Raw genomic sequence first — 24,812 nt, 5'->3', positions numbered from 1 at the left:
TGGTAATACTTAGGTAAGCTATTCTTCGGTTTCGGCTTTGGCGTACAGCGCGGCCCCCCAAAGCGCAATAAAGCTAAAGAATATACCCGGCAGGAAAACAACTGTAGAGTGGGTAACCGACAACAAAGCTTGTATTACGCACAACATGTATAAAATCTGAACCAATAAATTTCCTTCTGTCTGCGAGATTCTCCAGAGGTACCGGAAGAAACCTCCTAAAAAGAAGAAGAATATAAATCCAAAATAACTGAATTGCTGAAAACTATCGGCCAGGCCGGTAATGGTAAGGCCGGGTGGCCGCTGGTAACCGTTGCGGTAAACTACCGTACGTTCGCCGATGTACAGCGATTCCTTAAAATCGGTACCTAACAACTGGCCGGGTACATACCGGAACACCATTTCGTTCCAGTAACTGGCGCCAAACGTGTATTCTCCGTGAAAAGAATACGAGTCGAGAACGTGCGCGGCTACCGCTAATTCCAGCACTTCATTTTCTTCTACTTTAAAATAATTTTTAAAGCTTTCTTGTAAGTCCAGAGAAGTGAGGGCCAGCCAGGGATCTTCTTCGGCTTTTTCGCGGTAATCGCCAATGGCCGGTATAATTAACATGGCAAACACAATAATACCAATAATAGCGGCCCGCGGTGGTACAAAGCCTCTTTGGTAAAACATAGTAAGCGCAATTGATAAGACAAAGAGGGCAGTTGGCTCCCGCCGGCCGGCAAAAATAATTAAGTTAAGGGTAGGCAGCGCTGATAAAACCGTGAGTAAAATATTAACAAAATTGGGTTTCCGGAAACTAAAATAAAGGAATATAGGAAAGGCAATATAAATTACGTTGAAGAACATAAAATAGATGGTAACCGAACCAGATAGCTGGGTTACTTCCTCATCAGAATTGCCTATTTCGCGGTTTATCAGAAATAAAAAGAAATACCCCAGCGCCATATAAATGATGCCCACTATTTTAAGTTTATGGAGGTTGAGCGGCACATTTAAATTATTTCCTAGTTTAATTAAGGGCGCTACATAATAACCCAGCGCCCCCATACCCAAACATAAAAAGCACATGCTGAAAATAGGAACCAGGTTACTGTTGGGCACCAGGTAGGGCTGGTTGTAGAGAATAATGGTTTGGGGTACCAGGAAGATAATAAATATACCCGCCAGAAAGTAAGGATATTCAAAAATAAGCCGAGGCTCAATAACCGTTTTCAGAAAGAGGCCGCCGCACAGGAAATAAAATAAATATAAAAATAACTCACTCATAATAATTGGTCGGTCGGGGTAATATTGGTGCTATAAAGTTAAAGATAAAATTGCCATTTACCGGCATCAGCAGTCAGCGTGGTTTTAGCAGGGTTTATTTAGTGGTTAGCGCGATATAATAGATAAAAGTATAACAAATTAAGTATTAAGGTCTAAAAAGCAATTTTATGTCTCCTCCGGAATAGGTCTATTTTAAGCTAATGGTTTTTTGCAGCACACGCTGGAGTAAGCTGTTTAGCTTTTTCCCGTAATTATCCCAGGAATATTCCTGAATATCGGCTTGGGCAGCGGCGGCCAGCCGGGTCCGGAGCACTTTGTCTTCGATGAGTTGGCGTAAGGCAGCCGTGGTTTCCGCAACCGAACCGTAACGCACCAGCAAACCGTTTTTTTGATGCTCGATAATACTGCCGGTGTTAGGTGTAGTAATAACTGCCAAACCCATGGCCATCGATTGGTAAATAGCCAGCGAACTACCTTCTAAAAAACTGGGTAAAATAGATATTTGGGCCGTTTTTAACTCGGTTACCAAACTGTCCTGATGAATAAAACCGTGGTAAAAAACCCGCGCCAGATTCGTAGGTACTTCCATTTGCACATTGCCGTAGAAATGAAGTTCGGCCTGCGGATATTCTTCTAAAATGTTTTCCCAGGCTTGTAATACCACATCGGCACCTTTGCGGTAATTAACGGCGCCTACGAAAGCAATTTTTATTTTGGCCGGGTTCTGCGGCTGCCCGGCTTTGTTGCTGAATTTATTTAAGTCGGCGCCGTAAGGCAGTACTACTAATTTAGCCGGGTCTGTACCTACCGATAAACACGAATCTCGTACAAATTCGGAACCGCAGAGAATAAGGTCGGCCAGTTCCAGTTCTTTTGCATAAATCGCGTAGCTCGGGCCATCGTCTTTGGTTTGGTTCTGAATAAATGCCGCATCCGATTTATATTCCTGGGCCAGCGTTAGTTTATACTGCGGTATGGCAATGGATAAATCCAGAATCAGGAACGATTTATTTTTCCATTTTTCGAAAACCACCCAACTGGAAGTATCATAGCCAATACAGATTTTGGGCGGCGCGTAGTTCTTAATTATCCATTCCTGAAAAATTTCGTTGCGGTCCAGGTAATCGGCATTTTTAGCTTTATACCCCAGCTTTCTTTTCAGCAGCATCTTAATTTCCGGCAGCATATTGGTATCTACAAAACTGGCCGGTAAGGGCGCCGAACGCTTTTTAAGGTTAGCCCCAATTTTAGGCGAAATATTTCCCCAAACCTGTACCGTTTTCTCATCGAAATACAAGCTGGTGAGGTGCTTGTAATCTTTGAACGATTTGGCTATCTGGTAAGCTTGTTCCAGGTTATGTTGTTTGCCCGGATGGAAGGATATAATTTCAGGTGTTTTCATGGATGCAAATGCAGGCCGGTAATTCGGGTGCCCGTTGTTTTAGGTTGCCCGGCACATTACCTTATTTTTTGTACTTCCAGGCCAACTGGTTTTTTTGTTTCTTTTATCCATTTTTTACGCAAGCGCTCCACCGGTTCGTCGATAAGCTTATAAATGCCGTAACTGCCTACCAGGGTAACTATGAAATAGAGAATGAAATAGGGCAGACGCTGCACCAATGGCAAATGCGCGAAAAAGTAGTTGTAAGGGAGCGCTAATACCCAATGAAATAAATAAATATCATACGATAAATTACCCATCAGCCGGTCGGTAGGCGGGCTGGGCTGTTTTACATTGGCTGCCAGGATGGGAATAATAACAATGGCCAAAGCCGTGTTAAATAATTCGTGGTAATTCATGCCCAGCCACATCAGGTCGCGGTTGCTGGCAAACATATTGGTCCGCAGCACCGGGTGCAGGTAATTAATGCTCAATAAGGCGATAAATATTAACGCCGAGAGGTAAACTGCGGATTTGCCGGGCTTATAATCGGTAACATACAGCAAAGAGCCAACCAGGAAAAAATGAATACCTGTAATTACTGTGCCCTGGAAAATATGGTGCAGTAAGGTGTTGGCTATTACTGAAACCAGGAAACAAGCCAGGTAAACCCAAACGGGTTTAGTACGGGTTAAGCACAGAAAAATGAGCGGAAAAATAATATAAAATTGTAACTCAATATCTAAAGACCAGGCTGGAACCAGAAACATCAGCGGCACCGGCAGTTGGTTGTAAGTCAGTAAAAAAATATTGCTAAACCAAAACCGGCTGTCGCCGTCTTCGACATAGGCCTGCAACCCTTCCGGCGACCACTTAAAAACAAATACGATTAAGAGTACAAGTATTAAATTAAAAATATAAGTGGGGTAAATGCGTAACCAACGGCTGGTAATAAATGAATAATACGGGCTTTCCAGTAAGTCGTATTTTTCTTTATACATCTTATGAATCCAGTAGCCGCTCAGCATAAAAAAGGCAAAAACCGCAAATTCGCCAATTTTTAAATATTTGGTATTATGGTGAAAAACCACAATTAAGGCTAAGACCAACCTTAAAAAACCAGGGCCTGTTAAAAAACTTTTTAAGCTAAAGGTTGGAGTAAAAATGCTCATTAGGTAATAAAAGTAATTTGCCGTTAGAGTACTGGTTTAGGCCGGTTTTGCTGGTCAGGAAATATTAAACCTTAGACTTTCAATTTTAAAATCATTCTGAATAACTCAATTTATTGTAAAATTGAGTTTGGCCAGATTTGATATAGGTGGGCTTATTCTTTTCCGTTGCTTTTGGCAATACGGCGTTAGAAATAAGCCCACCTCTATTTATCAGTAATTTAAGAAAGCGGATGTTTATAAAGCTTTAACTTTCTTTTTGTCGTCGGAGAAGTAACCGTACTGGTATTTATCGTTGCTGGCCGGTACGTCGTTCAGGATAATACCCACGTTTCTGATTCTGCCTTCCTGATAGATTTGCTCCAGCTCCACTAACTTATCTTTTGGTGTATAACCCTGGCGAATTACCAGTAAATTTAAGTCGGTGTATCGGGCAATAATGTACGGATCCGAAACAATACCCAGTGGCGGACTATCAATAATGATGTAATCGTAGTTTTCGCGCAGGTGGTTAATCAACAACGGGAACCGATCATCCAGAATTAACTCGGCCGGGTTATTCGGCAGCGGTCCGGTGGCTATGGTGTCCAGCATCGGGTTATCCGTCGGGAATATAATGTCTTTGATGTCAATATCGCCGTTAAGGTAAGAACTGATACCCACTTCCTGTTTCATCAGTTTATGCAACTGGCTGTAAATCCGGAGGTCGAGGTTAATTAAAATTGTTTTCTTCCGGGCTAAGGCCAGCGAAGAAGCAATATTGATAGAGTTAAAGGTTTTACCTTCGCCACTGCTGGTAGAGGTAACCAATAACACCTGCGATGGTTTATTTACCCCCATCGAGTTGAGGGTTGAACGCAGTACCCGGAAAGATTCGGAGATAGCTGTTCGGGAATTGGTAGTAATGGCATACGGCGACGAAGTGGTGTTGTGGTAAATAGTACCCAAAACCGGCATCGAGGTCAGGCTCATAACATCGTCTTTCGAGGCGATTTTATTATTCATGGCACCTTTTATCCAAACAAAAGCAAATGGTAAGCCTAAGCCCAACAGCAATGCCAGAATATAAGTATTTGTTTTCTTGGGTTGAATAGGCGCGCCACTTTCGTTGTAAGCCGGTTCTATTACCCGGTTCTGAATGGTAGCCGAAGCTTTAATAATACCGGCCTCTACTTTTTTCTGTAACAGTGTTTGGTAAATAGTGCTGTTTAGCTCATACAACCGTTCGATGTTAACAAATTGCCGTTCGGCTTTCGGTACTTGGTTTACGTTTTCCTGGAAGGTCCGGCTACGGGAGTTAATCTGGCTCAGACGAATGCGGTTAGAGGCCAGTAAGCTGTTCAGGTTGGCCTGCAGCGTTCTTCTGATATTATTTATTTTGATGGTCAACTCCTGGTAAACCGGGTTTTTGGTCTGGCCACCGCTGGAGAAAGTATTTCTTTCTATTTGCAACTCAACCAATTGGCTGATTAGATTATTCAGCACAGGATCATCAATACCAATCGAAGAGGGTACCACCAGTTTATCTAAATTCCGTTCTGAATTTAAAGACTGCAGAATAGAATTATAATACCGTTCGTTTACAATTAAACCGGCTTTATCGTTCTCTAGCTGCGACAGGGCAGAAAGCCCTCGGTCAGTCATGGAGTTAGCCTCGGAGTAAGTATTTTCTGCTTTAAAGGCTTCTTTTTGTCTTTCTACCTGGGTTAAGGTACTCCGGGTAGCAGCTAACTGTTCGTCAATAAAATCTAAAGTTTGGGTGGCAGCTTTGTTTTTGTTTTCGTACTTATAATCGATGTATTGCTTGGTATAAGCGTTCAGAAAATCAATTCCTTTTTGCGGAATGCTGGTTTCGTAGTAAATATCCAGCACCGAGCTTTCGTTTTCCGGAAACAAAATAGAAATACTACCCTTGGCACCCATTACCAAGCTGTTCCAGTCGTGAATAATAAATTCATAATCTTTCCGCGCGTGTTGTTCCACTTTAAAATCCGGCGTTATTTCTACCAAGAGCGAGTTTCCGTTTACCATAACGGTTTCGCCTACTTTGTGCTGGGCTTTCCATTGCGCATTTTCTTTCGTTAACCCATGGCCTTCGTTTTCCAGGGTATAATAATTTTTATCAATAAAAGTAATCTGGAAAGGAGAGCCGGTTACCGTGTTGGTTAACGTAGAATCTATAAAAGAAACCCGGAATGGCAGGTTCTCATACATTTCGCGGGTAGTTAACTGGTCTTTAGTAAAATAAGAAACCCGGAAATTAAGGGTTTTCATGGTCCGGTAGATAAACGGAAATGACTTCAGAATCGCGATTTCATCGGCCATGTTTTTCACCGGCGCTTCACTACCAGTCTTCTCGTATAAAATCTGCGCCATATCGCTCTGGCTCGGGTCGGCCTCTTTTACCAGTACCGAAGATTTAACCAAATACACCGGCGGGGTATACAGATTATGAAAGTAGGCACCCGTCAGAAAAAGCAAAACACTTACCAAAAAGAGATATTTATGGGCAAGTAGTCTTTTAAGTAATAAGCGGTTTTTAAAGGTAGTCTTTTTATTGACTCTGGGGGGTTGCGATAAATCCATTTTAATGAGCTAGAATAATTTTATTATGTTTTACCAGGCGGCAGAAATTACTGATTATTTTTTGCAGCAATTTACAAGCCAAAGCCGGCGACAACTTACAATTTAGATAAATTTCATTTTTTTACAGGGTTAGAAAAGGTAGTTGATTGCATTCAGCCATTAATTTGTGGCAACCAAACTTTAAACCAAATTCTATTTTCACTTTTGTACGGCTCTCTCACATTGGTTTAAAATTTAATGGTAACAACTGTATTACGGTAAATAGCCTTACAATACTTATAATTAGGTAGAAATATCAAAAATTAATGATGCGTTCTCTCTTTTTCTCGGCCGGATTACCCTGATAAATAAGATAAGGCTCCAGGTTTTGGGTGGCCACCGACCCTACAGCCAGAATGCTGTGCGAGCAGCAAATAACACCCGGACAAACCACCGCCTGCGCGCCAATCCAGGCGCCCTCTTCTAAAATAATTTTATTTACCATTAAATCAAAGGTTTCTGATTTATAATTATGGCTCCCCGTTAGCAACATGGCTCCCTGCGAGAGCGTTACATTATCGTGTATAATTATGGGGGCCAGGTTGTCGATCCAAACTTTTTCGCCGATCCAGACGTGGTTGCCAATGGTTAAAAGCCAGGGATATTTAATATTTACATTAGGTTTTATAACCACGCCTTTACCAATCCGGGCCCCGAACATACGCAACAGCCAAATTTTAAGGCCATTTACCGGCACCAGCGGATTTATAAATACCAAAGCGTTGAGAAAAAACCAGATAGTACGCTTCATAGCCGAACCACCTGGCTTATACCAGTCGTTGTTGTATTTTGATAAGTTTACCTTCCGGTTTTCTGACGCCTTTACTGACATGTGAGGCAAAAGTAATTTTAATTATTTACCCGTAACAGGACAAAACTTAAACTGGTAACAATAGAGAGAATAATACTAACAGTACTCAATCGATCCCGGCTGGTTGTTCTTCTACTCACGGAGTTTACCAGAATAACATCGTTTGGCTGCAAGAAAAACTTATCCGATAGCAGCAGATTATCTTCCAGCACATTTATTTGGTAAATATTGGCTTTGCCATTTTCATGACGAATAAGCCGGACGTTCTGGCGATCGGCAAATTCGCTGAAACCGCCGGCCTGACCAATGGCTTCTAGTACATTTACTTGCGGGTCAATAACATTAATAGTGCCTTGTTTGCCCACCTCACCAATTACCGTGTAATTAAAATTTAATAATTTAATGGCTATGCGGGGATTTTTTAAATAATCGGTGGCCGCTGTTTTTATTTTTTTCTCGGCGTTTGGTATGGTTAAACCGCTAATTTTAACCAGGCCAATCACCGGCAGGTCAATTTGCCCCTTGCTATCTACGGTAACTTCTACTTCGGGCCGGTCGTTTAAAAAGTTAAATCTTTCTTCGGTCATGCTGAAGATATTAATCAGCAGGCGATCATCTTCTTTAATCAGGTATTCTTTTTCTTTTAAAGTAAAGGATTTAATTAATTCGTTTTGGTTGTTCTGCGCATCGGCTTGTTGATCCTGCAACAAAATGAATTTTTTGCTGGAGGCACAGGAAGAGATTAAAATTAAAGCAGTTAGATAAAAAATAGCGCGATTAATTAATTTCATTGAGTTTTACGGTTTGTTAAACTTAGTCGGTTTTAAAAGTAATGGGTCTATATTAATCGTAACAAGTAAATATTCTTGGTTGCTCGCATCTGACAAAAGCTGTCCGGGTACAAAATTTACGGACGATTTAACTTTTCTAATAGTTTATAACTTTTTTGTTATACCTGGTTTCAAATTTTTTATCGCCTCTATATTAAATCCCGGGCAAACAGCACCGGTCTTAACTTTATACTTAAAAAAATTAAAGAATCGTTGGTATACAAAATGGCTCTTTCGTGCCAGACAAATTTTTTTAGGTCTGACTTACCAGGTGGTATGGGTGGAGGCTGGTATAAACCGAGTAATATTTTGTAAAGCTTCTGCCGCTGCCGTCCCGGTTCCTGAAAAAAGTTTCCTTATATTCCGTATAAAATTGATTCTATTTAGAATTAATAGAACAAATGTAAAGATATAATTTTGTAACCAAAAATATTAATTAATTTTAATATTTAAATATTTAAATTTAATTTTTATAGCTTTACTCTAAATTACGCATTTGGGTTTCACAGAAAGTCGAAAAAATATATGTTCTGATCTGGTTTTAAATAAGCCTAGGCGACAGGTTGAGCCTCGTTATATTTACAGCTTGTCTTATTAGCCCGGCATTGCAAGCTAAAGGTTTTAAACGGTACATTATTCTTATATACTGGCCTGTTTAAAAGTACATAGTGCTCTTACAAGTTTATACTTAATTCTGATTCTGCTACTTAACTTTCTCGCCCCAGCGCTATTTCTATATTGTGGCTGTGCCCGTTTTAGGGACCATTATACGAATCTTAGTAGCTGGTGAATACCGGAACAACCCTAATTTAAAAGCTTCATGGTAGCTGCGTTGTAAACCAAGTTCTGATTTTGGGTTTATTCCGGTAACCTAAAAGAACCGGCTGCCATTACCCGGACCATTTTAGCCAGCCCTTCCGCCAGAAAAAATAAAGTTGAAATAATACAAGCAAGCCCATGGCACTGAGCACAATAATGTAGCCATAGGGATGGTACAACTCCGGCATATTAAGGCGGTTAACGCCGCCGTGCGGGTTTTCGCGCGAAAAGTTCATACCGTACAAACTGGCAAAAAAGCTCAACGGAATAAAAATGCTCGAAATAATGGTAAGCACTTTCATAATTTCGTTCATGCGGTTGCTTACGTTTGATAAATAGAGTTCCGTCAGATTCCCAATCATCTCGCGGTAATTATCAATCAGGTCTATTACCTGAATGGTATGGTCAGAAGCGTCTTTAAAATAGGGACGCATGTCTTCGTCGGGTACCAGATCTTCGTCGCGCAGCATTTCGTTAATTTTATCGCGCTCCGACCAGGCAATGCGGCGGAGCTTGTTTACCTCACGGCGGATATTCAGTATCTGGTTTAAGGTTTTTTTGTCGGGTTGCTCAAACAAACAGTCTTCCAGCGCTTCAATATATTCACCAATTTGTATCAGCACCACAAAGTAATTATCAATTACTACATCCATGAGGGCGTAGGCCAAATATAGTACCGGCCGTTTCCGGAGTACGCCCTTGCCGGCTTTAATGCGCTCCCGGAGTACGTCCAGGCAATCTTCGTAATCGCTCTGGAAGGTTATTACATAGTTGGCGCCGGTAAAAATAGAAAGCTGATCGTCGTCGAGGCATTTGTCTTTGGTGAAATTAATCATCCGGGAAATGATAAATAAGCGGCCGTCATTTTCTTCCACTTTGGGCCGCTGGTAATCGTTTATCACGTCTTCCATCTGCAGGGGATGAATATCGAAATCGGCGATAAACTTTTCGAGAATCGGCAAATCGGCATAGCCACGCACATCTATCCAATGCCGGGCGTGGGGATGTTGCCGGTAAAAATGGAGGAGTTCTTCGTATGTGTTAAATTCGTTTTCCTGGTAAAAATCTTCGTCGAACGATAATAAAAACAGGCGCGGCTTAAAAGAACCGGCCGGCACGTATAAATAGCCCGGCTTGCGGCCTACTTTATTGGCGGCAATGGTTTGCTGCAAAACTTTGGGTTTTATTTTAGAAGTATCCATGCGGGTGCGGATATTATTTGGCAAGCTTTACGAAATATTAAGGTTATCGGATAACGTACGCCCGGTGCTTTTAAAATTATTTTCGAGGCCAAAAGCGAGAGAGCCGGCTTTACAAAACACTTTTAACCAACGGCAAAATATTATTTTAAAGCCTATTCACCCGGGCTATATCTGCGAGCTTTTGGGTTATTTCTTCCTGCAGGTTTTTCCGGACACCGAGAGTTAAACGGCAATCAATATTAAAATCCTGACTGAGCATCTGGAGCTTGTATTCTTTAATCAGGCTCATGATGGTATTCATCTGCTCATAATCAAAGAGAACTTCTATAGTGATGGTTTCTATTTTCTCTATTTTTTCGGCAGCGTGTATGGCTTCGGCCGCAGCAGTGCGGTAAGCATTTATCAGGCCGCTCACTCCTAGATTTATGCCACCAAAATATCGGATTACTACTACTAAAATATTGGTTAACCCGGCCGAGCGGATTTGCCCGAGAATCGGATCGCCGGCAGAGTGATTGGGTTCGCCGTCGTCGTTGGCGCGGTACTGATGGCCGCCGGTGCCCAGTTGGTAAGCGTAGCAATGGTGGCGCGCATCAAAATATTCTTTCCGCAATCCGGTTAATATATTTTTAATTTCTTCTTCCGATGCTACCGGGTAGGCGTAAGCCAGGAACTTGCTGCCTTTTTCTTTGTAAACTCCTTCAGCAGGTGCAGCAATGGTCAGGTAAACGTCGGAGGCTGGTTCGGACATGATAACTACAAAGTTAAATATTTGCCAATTTCCTGATACGATAATAACACCAGCGCCACTACGGCTACCGCAACCCCCACCAGATTAATACGGGATAAACGCTCTTTGAAAAACAAGATAGCCGCTGCCATTCCCAGCAGAATAATGCCAATATTAATAACCGGGTACAGAAAAGCACCGTCGTTGTTAAAAGCGCTCAGGGTTTTAAGCAAGAAGTAAATAGAGAAATAATTAGGAATACCCAGCACCACCCCGCCAACCAGGCTCCGGAGACTAAGAAATTGTTTTTTTAATAGCAGTTGGTAAAGCAAAAACAAGGTACCCATGGTGGCACTGGTAGCAAACGTAAAGGTGGTAAAAGCTCCGGCTTCGGCTGGTTTCAGGTAATAATGGTTGGTATAGTTAATGAGCGCATCGCCTACGCCCGAACAAACGAATATTAGCAAGGGCAGCGCTAAGCTGACCAAAGCCGGTTTGCTGGGACTAGCCTGGGTGTTTTGCCGGGTGGGCAAAGAAGTAAGCACAATGGCCGCTAAAGCCACGCCCATTCCCAGGTAATTTAATCCGGTATATTCTTTTAAATTATTCTGAAGGATCAGTAAGCTAACTAAAACCGGAATAACCAGCGATATTTTAGAAGCCACAGAGGCGGCGGTAATACCCACGCGTTGCGCGGTAATGGCAATCAGGTAAAAGGTAAAAATAAATAAAGTGCCCAGTAGCAGGGCAAAAGGAAACCAGCTGGCTTGTGTAATCTGATGAAGTGCGGGCACCGGCGAAAACTGTAGCAACCCAACCGTGGTGCAGGTAATATAATTAACCACAATGGCCGGGAAGGTAGGTACCCGGAATATTTCGTAACATTTAAAGGTTAAAATTAAAAATACAGTGCAGCCGATGCACGCCAACAGGTAAATCATAATTTAATGTAAAAGTAGCTTGCTGCTTTTAAGCTCCAGAAACCTTGTTTGCCGGAGTCTGCCTTCATTTCTAAGCTTTAAATTCCGGAATCTGTGTTAATTTTGCTTTTGAGAGCGAAATAATGGAGCAACATATTCCGGCAAAGGTACCCAAGATTATTTATTTTGACGCCATCGGCACGGCCGCAGAAGGCTTTCTGTTTTCGACCCAAACCGCCGGTAATTTACCTTTCGCGGTAAAACGCGCTTTCTGGCTGCAACACGTACCGGAAAATTACACCCGCGGCCACCATGCGCATTATACTACCGAAGAAGTGCTGATACCTTTGCAGGGCAGCATAACGGTTACTACCCAGAGCGCGACCGGCGAACAAACATTTACTTTAAACCACCCGAATGCCGGCTTGTATATTCCGGCTTGTTGTTGGGTGACTTTAGCTTTTTCGGCGGATGCTTTACTCTTGTGCCTGGCTTCTACGGATTATAACGAGGCCGATTATATCCGGGATTACGAAGCGTTCCGCCGGAATTGTTTGGCTTCAACATAAAGACTTATTTACTTGTAATCTGCTTCCTGTAAAACATGCCTGCCTACCTCCTAAACCACCAGCTCGATTACGCCAAATGGGATGCGTGCGTGGCAGCCGCGGGGCAGCGACTGGTTTATGCTTTCTCGTGGTACCTGGATGTGGTGTCGCCGGGTTGGGCGGGTTTGATAGAAGAGCAGAACGGACAGTACGTAGCCGTGCTGCCCTTGCCGGTAAAAAACCAATTTGGCATTCCTTATTTAGCGCAACCGCTGTTCTGCCAGCAATTAGGTTTTTTCTCGGTTAACGATTCTGTTGCGCCGGAAACATTTATTGCGGACATGCAGCGCCGATTTACTTTAATCAGCCAGTACAGTTTTAATACAAGTAATATTTTCCCGATTCATGCTCAGGCCGAAATGGATTTTAAAGTAAATCGCCAGTACACGCACCACCTGGATTTAAACCAAAGCTACGCAGCCATTTACCACAATTATTCCCGCGACCGGAAACTGAACCTGAAACGCAGCCAAAAAGCCGGTTTAATTATTCAGGAAAGTACCGACATCGAAATATTAATCAGGTTGTTTAAAGAAGATGCGGCTTCCCGAATCTACGGCGGCGTATCTGAATTAGCTTACGCCCAATTACGCCAGCTTTATCAGGTGCTAAAAGCAAAAGGTTTGGCTACTTTGTTATACACCCAAACCCCGGCCGCTGAATTAGATGCCGGTTGCTTGTTCGTAACGTACGGTCAAAAAATTATTTATCTTTTTAATGCGGCCTCTATAGCAGGGCGTAGCCGCAACGGGCGCTCCCTTATGATAGATGCTGTTATTCAAAAATACGCCGGTCAGCCTTACGTTTTAGATTTTGAGAGTCCGGTAAATATTGCCTCTATTATTCGGGTGTACCAGGGGTTTGGGGCAACCCCTGTTCCTTTTTATACGATTACCCAGAATAACTTGCCGGCTCCGCTCAAATTCCTGAAAAAAGCCCGGCAATTTATATATCTGAAGGTTATACCTACCTTTGCGGCTAAGCCCACGAGTTAAACCCGCATGTTATCTTTTCTAAAGTCATCTTTTTGGTCGTTGCTGTCGGTGGGCTCCCGCACCTTAAGTGCTTTGGTAATAAATAAAATAATTGCTGGTCAGTTTGGCCCGCAGGGCATTACCTTACTGGCGCATTTTCAAAACCTGGTAACCCTAGCCACTACTATTCCCATCGATGGCATAAACGTGGGGTTGGTAACTTATTTAGCCGGCAAAGAGCCCAGTAGTACCAGTTACCGCCGGTATTATATGGCTGGTATTTTTTGGCAGGTGCTGGTTTTTCTGGTGGTAATCGGGGTATTTCTGGGGCGGCAGCATTTTTACTTAGGGGCCTTTTTGCAGCAGGTTAACCCAATTAGCTGGGTGGTTTTTTTTATTTTGGGCCTGGTGCTGTTTTTGGTAACTGCTTACCTGCAAACCCTGTTGCTGGCCCGGCAGGAACTTCGGGCTTATACTGTTTTAATTGCCGTATCAAGTTTGTGCAGTGCCTTATTTATCTGGTGGTATTTAAAAATTTTGCCTTTGCCCTATTTGCTGCTGCTTTACCTGGCCAGCCAGGCAGTAACGGCGGTTTTTGCTTTAATGATGGCTACCCGCCAAAATTGGCTACCCACCTGGCAATGGCAGGTGCCCCCTAAACCAATACTCCGCGATATTGGTAAGTTTATTTTAATGGCGCTTACCTTGGTAATATGTTCTAAACTGGTAAACTTTTACGTGCGCGATTTAATGATTAAGCGGTTTGATTTGTACCAGACTGGTTTGTGGCAGGCCATGGTAAAACTTTCCGATAATTATACCCTGATTTTTACTTCCCTCATAAGTATGGTGTATTACCCCCGCGTGGCCAGCTTGGTTCAGCAACCAGCCGCTTTACGACGGTACGTGCGGCAGGTGTTTTTTTTGCTGGTACCGGCCATTGCTTTGGGTTTATTTTTATTTTACGCGCTGCAACGGTGGTTTATTCTGCTGTTGTTTAATGACGATTTTTTGCCCGGTGCTTATCTGCTGGATTATCAGGTATTAGGTGATTTTTTTAAAATGTCGGCCTGGATATTATCTTACCTGATGATGGCCCAGGCCCGGATGGGTTTGTATATAGTGGTGCAGGTGGTGGCAGCTGCTTTGTATTTGTTTATTTTATTCTGGTTGGTAGAGCGGTTTGGTTTGCCCGGGGTTACCATGGCCCATTGTGTTAGTTTTGGGTTGTTTTTAGTATTTAATCTTATCTTTTTCCGGAAGTTAATATTCTGATGCAGCCGCTGGTAAGTATAATCGGCCTTTGTTATAACCACCGCTCTTTTCTGCCGGAAGCGATGGCCTCTATCCTAAACCAAACCTACTCCAACCTGGAAATAATATTGGTAGACGATGCCAGCACCGATGGTAGTGCGGAATGGCTGGCGGAATATTGTCGGCAGCATCCGCAACTTAAATATATCCGGCACACCCACAATACTGGCAATACCCGTGCTTTCAACGAAGCTTTCTACGTATCTTCCGGCGAATATATTATTGATTTTGCCACCGACGATGTGTTGTTGCCTAACCGGGTAGCCGAGCAGGTTAAAGCTTTTCAGGAACTAGACCCGAGTTACGGTGTAGTTTATACCGATGCCGAACTAATCGACGAAAACTCGCAGGTGATTGGCCACTTTTACCGGCGCAATGCGCAGGGGAAAGTTATTTCTCATACGCCTTCGGGTTATGTATTTACCCATATTTTAAAGGATTCCTTTCTTTGTCCGCCTACGCTCATGTTCCGGCGCACTTTGCTGGAAAAAACCAGTGGTTACGACGAAAACCTGGCTTACGAAGACTTTGATGTGTGGGTACGATCGGCGCAAGAGTTCCAATATTACTTCCTGGATAAAATATTAACCCGCCGCCGGGTACACGCCGCCTCTTTGTCGCATCGGTTATACACGCCCGGCGATAAGCAACTGGCTTCTACGATTACTATTTGCCGGAAGGCGCAAAAACTCATCCGGACCGACAGCGAAAATGCGGCTTTAGTAGTGCGGGTTAAATCTGAACTGCGGCAGGCGGTGTTTACCCAGAACTTTCCGGAAGCCCGGCAATTAGTAATTTTACTGGAAGAACTCACCGTTTTAAATTGGCAGTACCAATTATTAAAGTGGGTAGCGGAGCGGGAAATCCGGCTAGGTTTTATCCGGAAATGGTATTACCATTGGGTTTATGATAAATCCTGAGCATGCTTAGAAAATATTTCGGGAAAATAGAAGCGATTTATGCTATTCGGGTAAATGCCCTGGGTTTAGCTTTTTTCCGGATTTTTTATTGCCTCGTATTGCTGCTGGAGGTAAAGCAACTTTTCACCTTCCGTACCCTTATTTTCAGTGAAGTCACCATCTCAATAAACCTAATTACTAGCCTGCTTCTACTGTGGGGCTTGGCTTTAATATTTCTCTTCCTGGGATGGTTTACCCGCCTGGCGGCTGTTATCAATTATAGCATCGGGGTATTTATTGTGTGGCACATGCCGGATTATAAATATCACCTCGATTTTGTAATGACTACCGTTAATTTCCTGCTGCTTTTTCTGCCTGTATCGGCTGGGTTATCGCTGGATAAATATTTTGGCCGGCAACAACATTCCGAAAAATATTCGTCGGACCAGGTGAGCAGCCTTTATGGCTGGCTCCTGGTTCTATTGGGCATTGGCCTGGTTTACCTCGACTCTTCGGTTTATAAATTCAGTTCGCCCATGTGGCGGTCGGGCTTAGGTTTCTGGCTGCCGAGTTCGCTGCCCCAAAATGCCCACACCAATCTTTCCTGGGTGTTAAATCAGGAGCTCCTGGTGCGGTTTATTGGCTACGGCATTCTCCTTTTTGAAGTGCTTTTCCTGTTTCTGATTTGGTTCCGGCCGCTCCGATGGGTGCTGGTATTAGGCGGCATGTTATTGCACCTGGGAATTGGTATTGCTTATCCTATACCACATTTTAGTTTAATCATGGTGGCCTTGTATATTCCTTTATTACCGGATAGTTTCTGGTATAAATTGCGGCTGGTTTGGGGAAGGCGAGTAGAGCAAAATCAGAATGAATTGTATCGGTACGCGGCTTTTAAGCCTGAGAGCGGCCCCAGGCTTAAAAGATATTTAATGGCTTTGTTTATTTTGTATGCCGGCGTAGGGCAATTGATGTGTATACTGGCGGCACCGGCCATGCAGGATTTTGCCGAAAAATACTGCGCAAAGGATGTTCTTGCCGGAACTCAATATTTGTTTAAGCCATTTTACTATGTTAACCAGAAGTTCCTGGGCATTGTGTCGCACGATATTTTTCTGGATAAACATTTCGCCGGCTACAATCAGATCTTAAACCTGAGTTACGTTGCGAAAGACAATACCTTGGTGCCACTGCCGCTTTTTACCCAAACCGGTCAGCCCGGTACCTACAGCACCGGCCGCATCTGGACCAAATGGGCTTACCGCGTAACGGGTGCTCATCCGGAACCCAATAGTCTACAAACAGGTATGGCACAATTTTCCGCCTTCTGGATGCAGCAACAGGGGCTTAACTTAAAGGAAGCCACTTTTCTGATTCGGGTAAAGAAAATTGCGGTTGTAAATAATTGGGAGAAAAACTACCTAAACCGGCAAATGCAACAACCCTGGCGTACTATCGGGCGGGTATATTGGTACCAAGGCAAATGCCGGTTCGAATGGTTGTCGGACAGTGGATTGTTGAAAGAAAAATAATCTGCCCAGGTGGCGCATGCCGTATTCTGCTTTTAACTGCGTAATATTGTTTTTTCAAATTACAGTTCATTAGTGGCAATTATCCGGGAGAAAGTTATTCAGGTGGTTCGGTATTCTGAGGCGCATCGCGCCTTGTGGAATAGCTTCAATCAGCAGGCAATAAATGGCTTATTTCTGTTCGACCGTAATTACCTCGAATACCACCAGGACCGGTTTCAGGATCATTCTTTACTGTTTTTTCAGGCAGAAGAATTAATTTGTATTTTCCCGATGAACGAAGCAGCAGATGTGGCTTTTTCGCACCAGGGCCTGACCTTTGGCGGATTAATAATTGGCCTGCGGGTAAAAATACATACCTACTTGCAAGCCTTTGAGGCGCTGCTTAATTATTTACAAAAAGGCGGATTTAAAAAACTTATATACAAACCCATCCCATTTATTTTTCAGCAACCGCTGGCCCTCGAAGACCAATATGCTTTTTACCGGTATGGTTTTGTTTTGAAAAACCGGAGCCTGTCTTCCTGTATTGATTTAAGCCTGCCATTACATTATACCAAAGGCCGCAAGTGGAGTTTAAGCAAAGCCCGGCAGAGCAATTTATCTGTTACCGAATCGCAGGATTTTAACACTTTTATGGAGATGGTAAAGCAAATTCTGCAGACAAAATATGCCGTTCAACCAACCCATACCGCCACCGAAATAAGAGATTTAGCCGAGAAGTTTCCGCAAAATATTAAATTACTGGTGGTATATCACCAACAGGAATTAATTGGCGGGACAATTATTTACCTGAGCCAACAGGTGGTGCACCTGCAGTATATTGCTACCACCGTCACGGGTAAAAGCATGCACGCGCTGGATATAATCATGCACCATCTGATTCAGACCTACCGTTCCGAAAAAAAATATATAAACTTTGGTATTTCGCCGGGCGAGGATGTTTTTGGCTTGAATACCGGCTTGATCCAAAATAAAGAAAGTTTTGGTTCCCGGAGCCTGCCCCATGATATTTACGAGCTCACTCTTTAACGTTTGCGGCTGGAATGGAATTTAAAGGCAGCTTTTTTAGAGATTCTGCGGCCATCTGGCTGCCGGGTTTACTCCTGGGGCTTACCTACCTGCTGCTGGGGTTCTACTACGAAACCAACGACGACATCATAATTTCGCTGCTTTTGCGAGGTATTGCCATCCAGCCGCCTTTGGGCGATTTAACTTTGTATTTTCATGGTTGGGGCCAGGTATTAAGGGGTGGTTACCAATTAATGCCTTCCATACCCTGGTACGGGTTGTTCCTTTATGGCTGCTTGTATTTGGCTACAGTTTTAGCCTTTATGTGGGGCTTTCGCGCTCTGGCTACTTTTAATTTTATTAAAGTTTTAGCCCTGGTACTGGTATTTTATATAAGCACCTGGCTCGAACATGCCATGTGGTTTAACTACATGCGGGTGCCTTTGCTGCTGGCTGGTACCAGTTATTTAATAACGCAGGGGGGAAGCAGCAAAAGTAAAAACACTTGGTTACCGGCTGCCGGTTTGCTCTTTCTGGTAGCGCTCTCTATCCGGCCCAGTGCGGCTATTCTGGGTCTTTTAATCGTGTGGCCAGCTTCTTTGTTGATTAATCCGGCTACCAAGATTTCGCTTCGTCTTTTCCGGCCACTAATATTTTATTTATTTATAGCAGCAGGGTTTTTAATTTACCACAAACTGAACCAGCGGCCGGCAGAAACCCAATATCAGCGGCTGGATTGGTTAAAATCAACAGTTCTGGACTTTGAGATTTACCAGCCGCAGCCCCGGACGCAAAAAGATAAATTAGCCTTCCAAGCGATAAATAAATGGTTTTTGGCTGATACAAACGTAATAAACGAAGCTTTTTATAAACGGGCAGGAAGTGTAAATCTGGCTTATATTTTAACAGAAGCAGTACCTGCTAAACTACCGGACTTAGTAACCGGGTTGGTGAAAGACCATTTTTTTATTCTGGCAATTAATGCTTTTCTCGTCTTTTTCTCTTTTAAAAACCAACCTACCGAACCAACCCAAAACCGAAAATTAATATGTAGCTACCAGGTTTACTTCTGGTTATTGGTATTGGCCTTGGGCATCTTGCTGAAATTACCGCCGCGCGTAATTACCCCTTGTTTAAGTTTGTATACCTTGGTAAACGCCGCTATATTTTTTAGATCTGTAAAAAGTGATCAGTTTAATTTTAAAAAGTTTAAGGTAATCTGGTTAATATTAATTTTACTGTTTTTGCTGCAACTTTACAAAATTAAACACCGGGCTGGGTGGCAACAAAATAACCAGGCGACAAACGAAGCCTTTATCTCTACGCTCGGTAATTCTTTTGCTGGCCAAATTATAGTTACCCAAATATTACCAGATTATTTTCGTTCATTATCGCCCTTCCGGAATTATAATTTTGGTAATAACCACTTGTTTTTATTAACCGGTTGGAACACCCTGGCACCGGGAAAACAACTTTACTATAAAAAGCTTACCGGACAAACAGATTTTGCAAAAGCCGTATTAACTTTGTCCCGCCAAAAAAACACGGTCTGGCTGCTGTCGCCGGAATTTTATAAGTTTATAGATACTTACTTTAAAATGTGTTATAGAAAGAATTTAGGTTTGAGGCCCGGCCTGATTTTAATGGAAGGACATTCGCCAGCCCAAATTTACCGGCCAAGCCTTTTGCCGTAAAATTTTAACTGATTTTCTTTAAACTCTAAGCATTAATTACATCTTTAACAGGTATAACTACGTATTTATAATTTCTAAGAAAGTTATTTCTGATTAAATATAAGTGAATGAGTGGTAACGCTTAAGATAAAATTTAGTATATTTGGTGTTTAATATTTTTATAATAGAATTTACATGATTGCAGCTATCTCTTCCCGGGTGGAAGTCCTTAAATACTTAGAATCGTTTGTAGCCGAAAATTTATCCAGCTTCCTGAAAACGGTTGAAGACAGTTGGCAGCCAGCGGATCTATTGCCGGATGCCCGGCTCGACAATTTTTTTGATGAAATAAAATTATTGCGGGAGCGGGCCAAATCCTTATCCTACGATTTGTTTGCCGTATTAATTGGCGATACAATTACCGAAGAAGCCCTGCCAACCTACGAAAGCTGGTTGTTCTCGATTACCGACATGCCCAATAACCCCGATAGCGCCTGGACCAAATGGAACCGGGGCTGGACTTCGGAAGAAAACCGGCACGGCGATTTACTCAACCGCTACCTTTATTTATCGGGCCGGGTAAATATGCGCGAAATGGAAGCCTCTACGCAATATTTAATTGCCGATGGCTTTGATTTGCAAACCGACATGGATCCGTACCGGAGCTTTGTGTATACCAGCTACCAGGAAACCGCTACCCAGATTTCGCACCGCCGCGTAGCCCAGATTGCTAAACGCGAAGGCGATAATGTGCTGGCTAAATTGTGCGGTTACATTGCCGGCGACGAAGCCCGTCATGCCAAAGTGTATAAATCTTTTGTAGATAAGATCTTTGAAGTAGACCCCAGCGAAATGATGCTGGCTTTCGAAGATATGATGCGCAAAAAAATTGTGATGCCAGCGCACTACATGCGCGAATTAGGCGTTGAAATTGGCCAAACCTTTGGCCACTTTACCGATGCCGCCCAACGGATTGGCGTTTATACCTCGCACGATTACGTAAATATTCTGGAAGATTTAATTAAAGACTGGAAGGTAGAGCACATAACCGGCATGAACGAAGCCGGCGAAAAAGCTCGTGATTATATTATGGCCCTGCCCAACCGTTTAAAGCGGGTAGCCGAGCGCATGAAGGTACCCCAAAGAGAATATAAATTCCGTTGGATTGATTAATCTCAAATCATATAAAACAAAAGCCCTGATTTAATTAAATCAGGGCTTTTGTTTTATAAAGTTTTCGCTAGAATTTATGTTGACGGTTAGGCTATTTTAATAAGCAGTTTTGGCTGATTTTTACTTACCTGCATTAGCTTTTGCGTTTATCTTTCGTATAGCTGTTTTATTTGCCCGATCGGGCACCAATCTTTAATTTTTCTGGATAAAATTAACTAAACAATAATCCTTTTGCGTTTGTTTAAATATCAAGCCCGAAGGAAAGCCACCCGCCAGGAAGAAATCAGTTAAATCAGCCGAAAGAATTTTGTTAGAGGGCAATTACATGAAATTTAATACGTAAAAATTGCCTAAGAATATTATTGGTTGTTGGAAGAGGGGAACAAATTAGAAATTATCAGATGGTGGGGAGAGAACAGAATAAGGGAAATCAGCCAGAATTATAGTAAATTAGGGTTGAAGATGAAGAGCAGTTGAAAAGAGTATTTAAATTTTAATTTAGAAGAAGATGGCAGCCGGATATAGATTTACCGATTATATACCTCCCCAGGACGATAAAACAGGATTTGAGTCGTTGCTGCAGATTTTTATGCAGCTTATTACCATAACTTCCGGCGATGTGGGCGAAGCGCTTTCGTGGCTCAGTTCGCTGGATAAACAATATAACCTCACCAATAACGAATACGGCATTGGTAACTTTATTGAAGATCTGAAAGCCAAAGGATATATTGATGAAAATGAACAGCAGAAAGGCTCTTTTGAGCTTACCTCTAAAAGCGAAATAAACCTGCGCCGCAGTGCCTTAGAAGAAATCTTCGGCAAACTGAAAAAGTCGGGCAAAGGCAACCATACCACCCCGCACACCGGGCAAGGCGACGAGGCCAGCACCGACCGCCGCGAGTTTCAGTTCGGCGATACGCTGGAGCAGATTGCCATGACCGATTCTATCCGGAATGCGCAATTAAACCACGGGCTGGGGGATTTTTTCCTGACCGAAAATGATTTGGAGGTAACCGAGCGGGAGCACAAAAGCCAGACCTCTACCGTACTCATGATTGATATTTCGCATTCCATGATTTTGTACGGCGAAGACCGAATTACACCCGCCAAAAAAGTAGCCATGGCCCTGGCTGAGCTCATTACCCAAAAGTATCCCAAAGACACTTTGGATATTATTGTTTTCGGCAACGATGCCTGGCAGATTACCATTAAAGACTTGCCTTATTTGCAGGTAGGCCCTTACCATACCAACACGGTAGCCGGCCTGGAGTTGGCTATGGATATTTTGCGTAAGCGTAAAGCCGCCAACAAGCAAATATTTATGATTACTGATGGCAAACCAACCTGCCTGAAAGAAGGAATCCGGTATTACAAGAACAGCTTTGGCCTGGACCGGAAAGTAGTAAATAAAACGTTGACCCTGGCTGCCCAGTGCCGCCGGATTAAAATTCCGATTACTACGTTTATGATTGCTTCTGACCCGTATTTAAAGCAATTTGTTGATGAATTTACAAAAGTAAACAACGGCAAGGCTTATTACAGCAGCCTGAAAGGTTTGGGCCATTTAATATTTGAAGATTACAGCCGCAATCGGCGTAAAACATTTTAAGTAAGTACTAATATTTATATTCCTTTTAATTTTATTATTGATGTTACGCAAAATTTAAAATCTTTATGAAGGTGTAACCTCCTGAAAGCGAACGAATACATAACTTAATTTTGCGTACTGTCCTTTTAAAGCTAAGAGTTATTTACCATCCAATATTTGCAATATCTGATTCATGAATTATAAAGATATCACCCCCCAGAATTTATTAAAAATTACCACGCTCGGTCAATTGCGGGCGGCTGGTTACGAACCTAAATCGGTAAAACAGGAGCTGCGCGATAACTTAATTTCTAAACTCCGGAACAAGGAAGAAGTATTCCCTGGAATCTGGGGCTACGAGGAAACCGTTATCCCGGATATGCAGCGGGCAATCTTATCGATGCACCACATTAATTTGCTGGGTTTGCGCGGACAAGCCAAAACCCGCCTGGCCCGGATGCTGGTAGAATTATTAGACGAATATATTCCGGTAGTGGCCGGCTCCGAACTGAACGATGACCCGCTGCAGCCCTTATCGGTATTTGCGAAGCATTTAATTCTGGAGAAGGGTGATGACACACCGGTAGCCTGGATGCACCGCTCGGAGCGCTACACCGAAAAACTGGCCACACCCGATGTGTCGGTTGCGGATTTAATTGGCGATGCCGACCCGATTAAAGCAGCCACTTTGAAACTACCTTATTCCGATGAGCGCGTAATTCACTTTGGCCTGATTCCGCGTTCGCACCGGGGTATTTTTGTGATTAATGAATTGCCCGATTTACAGGCCCGTATTCAGGTTTCATTGTTTAATATTCTACAGGAAGGTGATATTCAGATTCGCGGGTTTAAAGTGCGTTTGCCGTTAGATATACAGTTTGTGTTTACCGCCAACCCAGAGGATTATACCAACCGGGGCAGCATTGTAACGCCGCTAAAAGACCGCATCGACAGCCAGATTATTACGCATTATCCTAAGTCTATTGAGGTAGGTAAAAAAATTACCCTGCAGGAAGCCAGAATTCACAAAGAACAGCAGCAAATTGTTACCACCAACCAATTGGTAAGCGACCTGATTGAGCAAGTGGCCATGGAAGCCCGCGAGAGCGAATTTGTAGATGCCAAAAGTGGCGTATCGGCTCGTTTAACCATATCGGCTTACGAAAATACGATTAGCGCTGCCGAACGCCGCGCCCTGATAAATGGGGAAGCTCAGACTTTTGTACGGGTAACCGATTTCCTGGCGGCGGTACCGGCATTAACCGGTAAAGTAGAGTTGGTGTACGAAGGTGAGCAGGAGGGACCGTCTATTGTGGCGCAAAAGCTCATGGGCAAAGCCATCCGAAACCAATTTCTAAATTATTTTCCCGACCCCGACAAGCAGAAAAAACTGAAAGAGCAGAATGCGTACAAAAAAGTAACCGACTGGTTTGGCGAAGGCCACACCCTGGATATTTTGCAGGACATGCCGGCGGCCGAGTACAACAAAAGCCTGAACAGTGTGCCGGGCTTGGCTGCGTTGGTAGATAAGCTTCACAGCAAATCTGATGCTCAAACCAAATTATTTCTGATGGAATTTTGCTTGCACGGCTTGGCCGAGCACAGCCTGATTAGCCGGAATAAACTAACGGCTGGCTTGCAGTTTAAAGACCTGCTAAGCAGTATGTTTACCATGCCTTCCTTCTCCGACGATGATGACGAGGAAGAGGATTATGGTAGCCGGAAGAAGCGGAAATAACCACTACCTTTTATTCTTATATTATTATAACCGGAGCAGCTAATTAGCTGCTCTTGGTTTTTACTTCTTTTTCCGGCCGGTAACTACTTCCTTATCTATGGTGATAAACCGGTAGTCATAAACAAAGGGCTCTTTTCTTTTAATTTTTACTTTGGTAAAATCAGGATGCCGGCTATTAATTACAAAGTTATATTCGGCGGGTACAACGGCAGAAGGAACCTTTAAGAGCAGCGTTTCGCCGGCTTCATACCAGGCCGCGCCCAAAGGTTGGCTAAGCGCATAGCTGCTTTCTAATTTCCAGGTAGGCGGCAATTGCTCCACCGTAATGGTTGTAACTGGTATATCGTCCGGTATTTCCAGTACCATCACCACGAACCTGGACCCGAGTACGCCTTGTCCCATTTTATGAACCATATTTTCCATAGAGGCCAACGAACGTGTAGAACCAGCATAAATTACAAACTGGCCATCATAGTTCCAGCGGCCCGAGAACCCTGGGGCATAAAGCCGGTCGGCAAAACGTTCAAAAACAATCCGGTAAAGCTCCAT

20 protein-coding genes are annotated in these 24,812 nt (G+C 43.2%); 10 read left to right on the top strand and 10 right to left on the bottom strand.

The window, feature by feature from the left end:
• Positions 1-18: 18 nt before the first annotated feature.
• The 9 genes from AAE02nite_RS08075 to AAE02nite_RS08035 all read right to left on the bottom strand — a co-directional run bounded on the left by AAE02nite_RS08075 (position 19) and on the right by AAE02nite_RS08035 (position 11,777).
• The gene (locus AAE02nite_RS08075) at positions 19-1,269 is read right to left on the bottom strand and encodes a hypothetical protein (RefSeq protein ID WP_146896818.1); all 1,251 of its coding nucleotides are present in this window, start codon (positions 1,267-1,269) and stop codon (positions 19-21) included.
• Between the two features lie 187 nt (positions 1,270-1,456).
• Positions 1,457-2,671, bottom strand: coding sequence for a glycosyltransferase family 4 protein (locus AAE02nite_RS08070; RefSeq protein WP_146896816.1), 1,215 nt, complete (start codon positions 2,669-2,671; stop codon positions 1,457-1,459).
• A gap of 56 nt (positions 2,672-2,727) precedes the next feature.
• On the bottom strand, positions 2,728-3,759 hold the full coding sequence (locus AAE02nite_RS08065; protein WP_170252548.1) for an acyltransferase family protein: 1,032 nt from the start codon (positions 3,757-3,759) through the stop codon (positions 2,728-2,730).
• A gap of 297 nt (positions 3,760-4,056) precedes the next feature.
• Positions 4,057-6,405: an exopolysaccharide transport family protein gene (locus AAE02nite_RS08060; RefSeq protein ID WP_146896811.1), complete on the bottom strand. Its 2,349-nt coding sequence runs from the start codon at positions 6,403-6,405 to the stop codon at positions 4,057-4,059.
• A gap of 295 nt (positions 6,406-6,700) precedes the next feature.
• Positions 6,701-7,276, bottom strand: coding sequence for a WcaF family extracellular polysaccharide biosynthesis acetyltransferase (locus AAE02nite_RS08055; protein WP_146896809.1), 576 nt, complete (start codon positions 7,274-7,276; stop codon positions 6,701-6,703).
• A gap of 17 nt (positions 7,277-7,293) precedes the next feature.
• Positions 7,294-8,046 carry a polysaccharide biosynthesis/export family protein gene (locus AAE02nite_RS08050; protein WP_146896807.1) on the bottom strand — a complete coding sequence of 251 codons (753 nt, stop codon included), beginning with the start codon at positions 8,044-8,046 and terminating at the stop codon, positions 7,294-7,296.
• A 929-nt stretch (positions 8,047-8,975) separates the two neighbouring features.
• Positions 8,976-10,130: a magnesium/cobalt transporter CorA gene (corA, locus tag AAE02nite_RS08045; RefSeq protein ID WP_246150886.1), complete on the bottom strand. Its 1,155-nt coding sequence runs from the start codon at positions 10,128-10,130 to the stop codon at positions 8,976-8,978.
• A 121-nt stretch (positions 10,131-10,251) separates the two neighbouring features.
• On the bottom strand, positions 10,252-10,857 hold the full coding sequence (locus AAE02nite_RS08040) for an IMPACT family protein (protein ID WP_146896805.1): 606 nt from the start codon (positions 10,855-10,857) through the stop codon (positions 10,252-10,254).
• Positions 10,858-10,862: 5 nt separating this feature from the next.
• Positions 10,863-11,777, bottom strand: coding sequence for a hypothetical protein (locus AAE02nite_RS08035; protein WP_246150885.1), 915 nt, complete (start codon positions 11,775-11,777; stop codon positions 10,863-10,865).
• A gap of 122 nt (positions 11,778-11,899) precedes the next feature.
• On the opposite strand from AAE02nite_RS08035, the gene AAE02nite_RS08030 reads away from it, so the two are divergent.
• From AAE02nite_RS08030 to AAE02nite_RS07985, 10 genes are all read left to right on the top strand, one after another.
• Entirely contained in the window at positions 11,900-12,325 is a 426-nt protein-coding gene (locus tag AAE02nite_RS08030) for a sugar 3,4-ketoisomerase (RefSeq protein WP_146896803.1), read from the top strand.
• Positions 12,326-12,360: 35 nt separating this feature from the next.
• On the top strand, positions 12,361-13,359 hold the full coding sequence (locus tag AAE02nite_RS08025; protein ID WP_146896801.1) for a GNAT family N-acetyltransferase: 999 nt from the start codon (positions 12,361-12,363) through the stop codon (positions 13,357-13,359).
• A 6-nt stretch (positions 13,360-13,365) separates the two neighbouring features.
• A complete protein-coding gene (locus AAE02nite_RS08020) occupies positions 13,366-14,613 on the top strand; it encodes an MATE family efflux transporter (protein WP_146896799.1) in 1,248 nt (415 codons plus the stop codon).
• Positions 14,613-15,572: a glycosyltransferase gene (locus AAE02nite_RS08015; protein WP_146896797.1), complete on the top strand. Its 960-nt coding sequence runs from the start codon at positions 14,613-14,615 to the stop codon at positions 15,570-15,572. The genes AAE02nite_RS08020 and AAE02nite_RS08015 overlap by 1 nt, the downstream gene beginning before the upstream one ends.
• Positions 15,573-15,574: 2 nt before the next feature.
• Positions 15,575-17,083, top strand: a complete 1,509-nt coding sequence (locus AAE02nite_RS08010) for an HTTM domain-containing protein (protein ID WP_146896795.1) — start codon at positions 15,575-15,577, stop codon at positions 17,081-17,083.
• A 72-nt stretch (positions 17,084-17,155) separates the two neighbouring features.
• Positions 17,156-18,112: a GNAT family N-acetyltransferase gene (locus AAE02nite_RS08005; protein WP_146896793.1), complete on the top strand. Its 957-nt coding sequence runs from the start codon at positions 17,156-17,158 to the stop codon at positions 18,110-18,112.
• Between the two features lie 14 nt (positions 18,113-18,126).
• Complete coding sequence (locus tag AAE02nite_RS08000) at positions 18,127-19,785, top strand: hypothetical protein (protein ID WP_146896791.1); 1,659 nt, start codon at positions 18,127-18,129, stop codon at positions 19,783-19,785.
• A gap of 174 nt (positions 19,786-19,959) precedes the next feature.
• A complete protein-coding gene (locus AAE02nite_RS07995; protein ID WP_146896789.1) occupies positions 19,960-20,937 on the top strand; it encodes an acyl-ACP desaturase in 978 nt (325 codons plus the stop codon).
• Positions 20,938-21,445: 508 nt separating this feature from the next.
• On the top strand, positions 21,446-22,546 hold the full coding sequence (locus tag AAE02nite_RS07990; protein WP_146896787.1) for a vWA domain-containing protein: 1,101 nt from the start codon (positions 21,446-21,448) through the stop codon (positions 22,544-22,546).
• 172 nt (positions 22,547-22,718) lie between these two features.
• Complete coding sequence (locus AAE02nite_RS07985; protein WP_146896785.1) at positions 22,719-24,263, top strand: sigma 54-interacting transcriptional regulator; 1,545 nt, start codon at positions 22,719-22,721, stop codon at positions 24,261-24,263.
• A gap of 60 nt (positions 24,264-24,323) precedes the next feature.
• Here AAE02nite_RS07985 and AAE02nite_RS07980 read toward each other — a convergent pair whose 3' ends face one another.
• A complete protein-coding gene (locus tag AAE02nite_RS07980) occupies positions 24,324-24,812 on the bottom strand; it encodes an RES family NAD+ phosphorylase (RefSeq protein WP_146896783.1) in 489 nt (162 codons plus the stop codon).

The organism is Adhaeribacter aerolatus (assembly GCF_007991635.1).
In the GTDB taxonomy this organism is placed as follows: domain Bacteria; phylum Bacteroidota; class Bacteroidia; order Cytophagales; family Hymenobacteraceae; genus Adhaeribacter; species Adhaeribacter aerolatus.
This window is presented reverse-complemented; position numbering and strand designations above follow the sequence as displayed.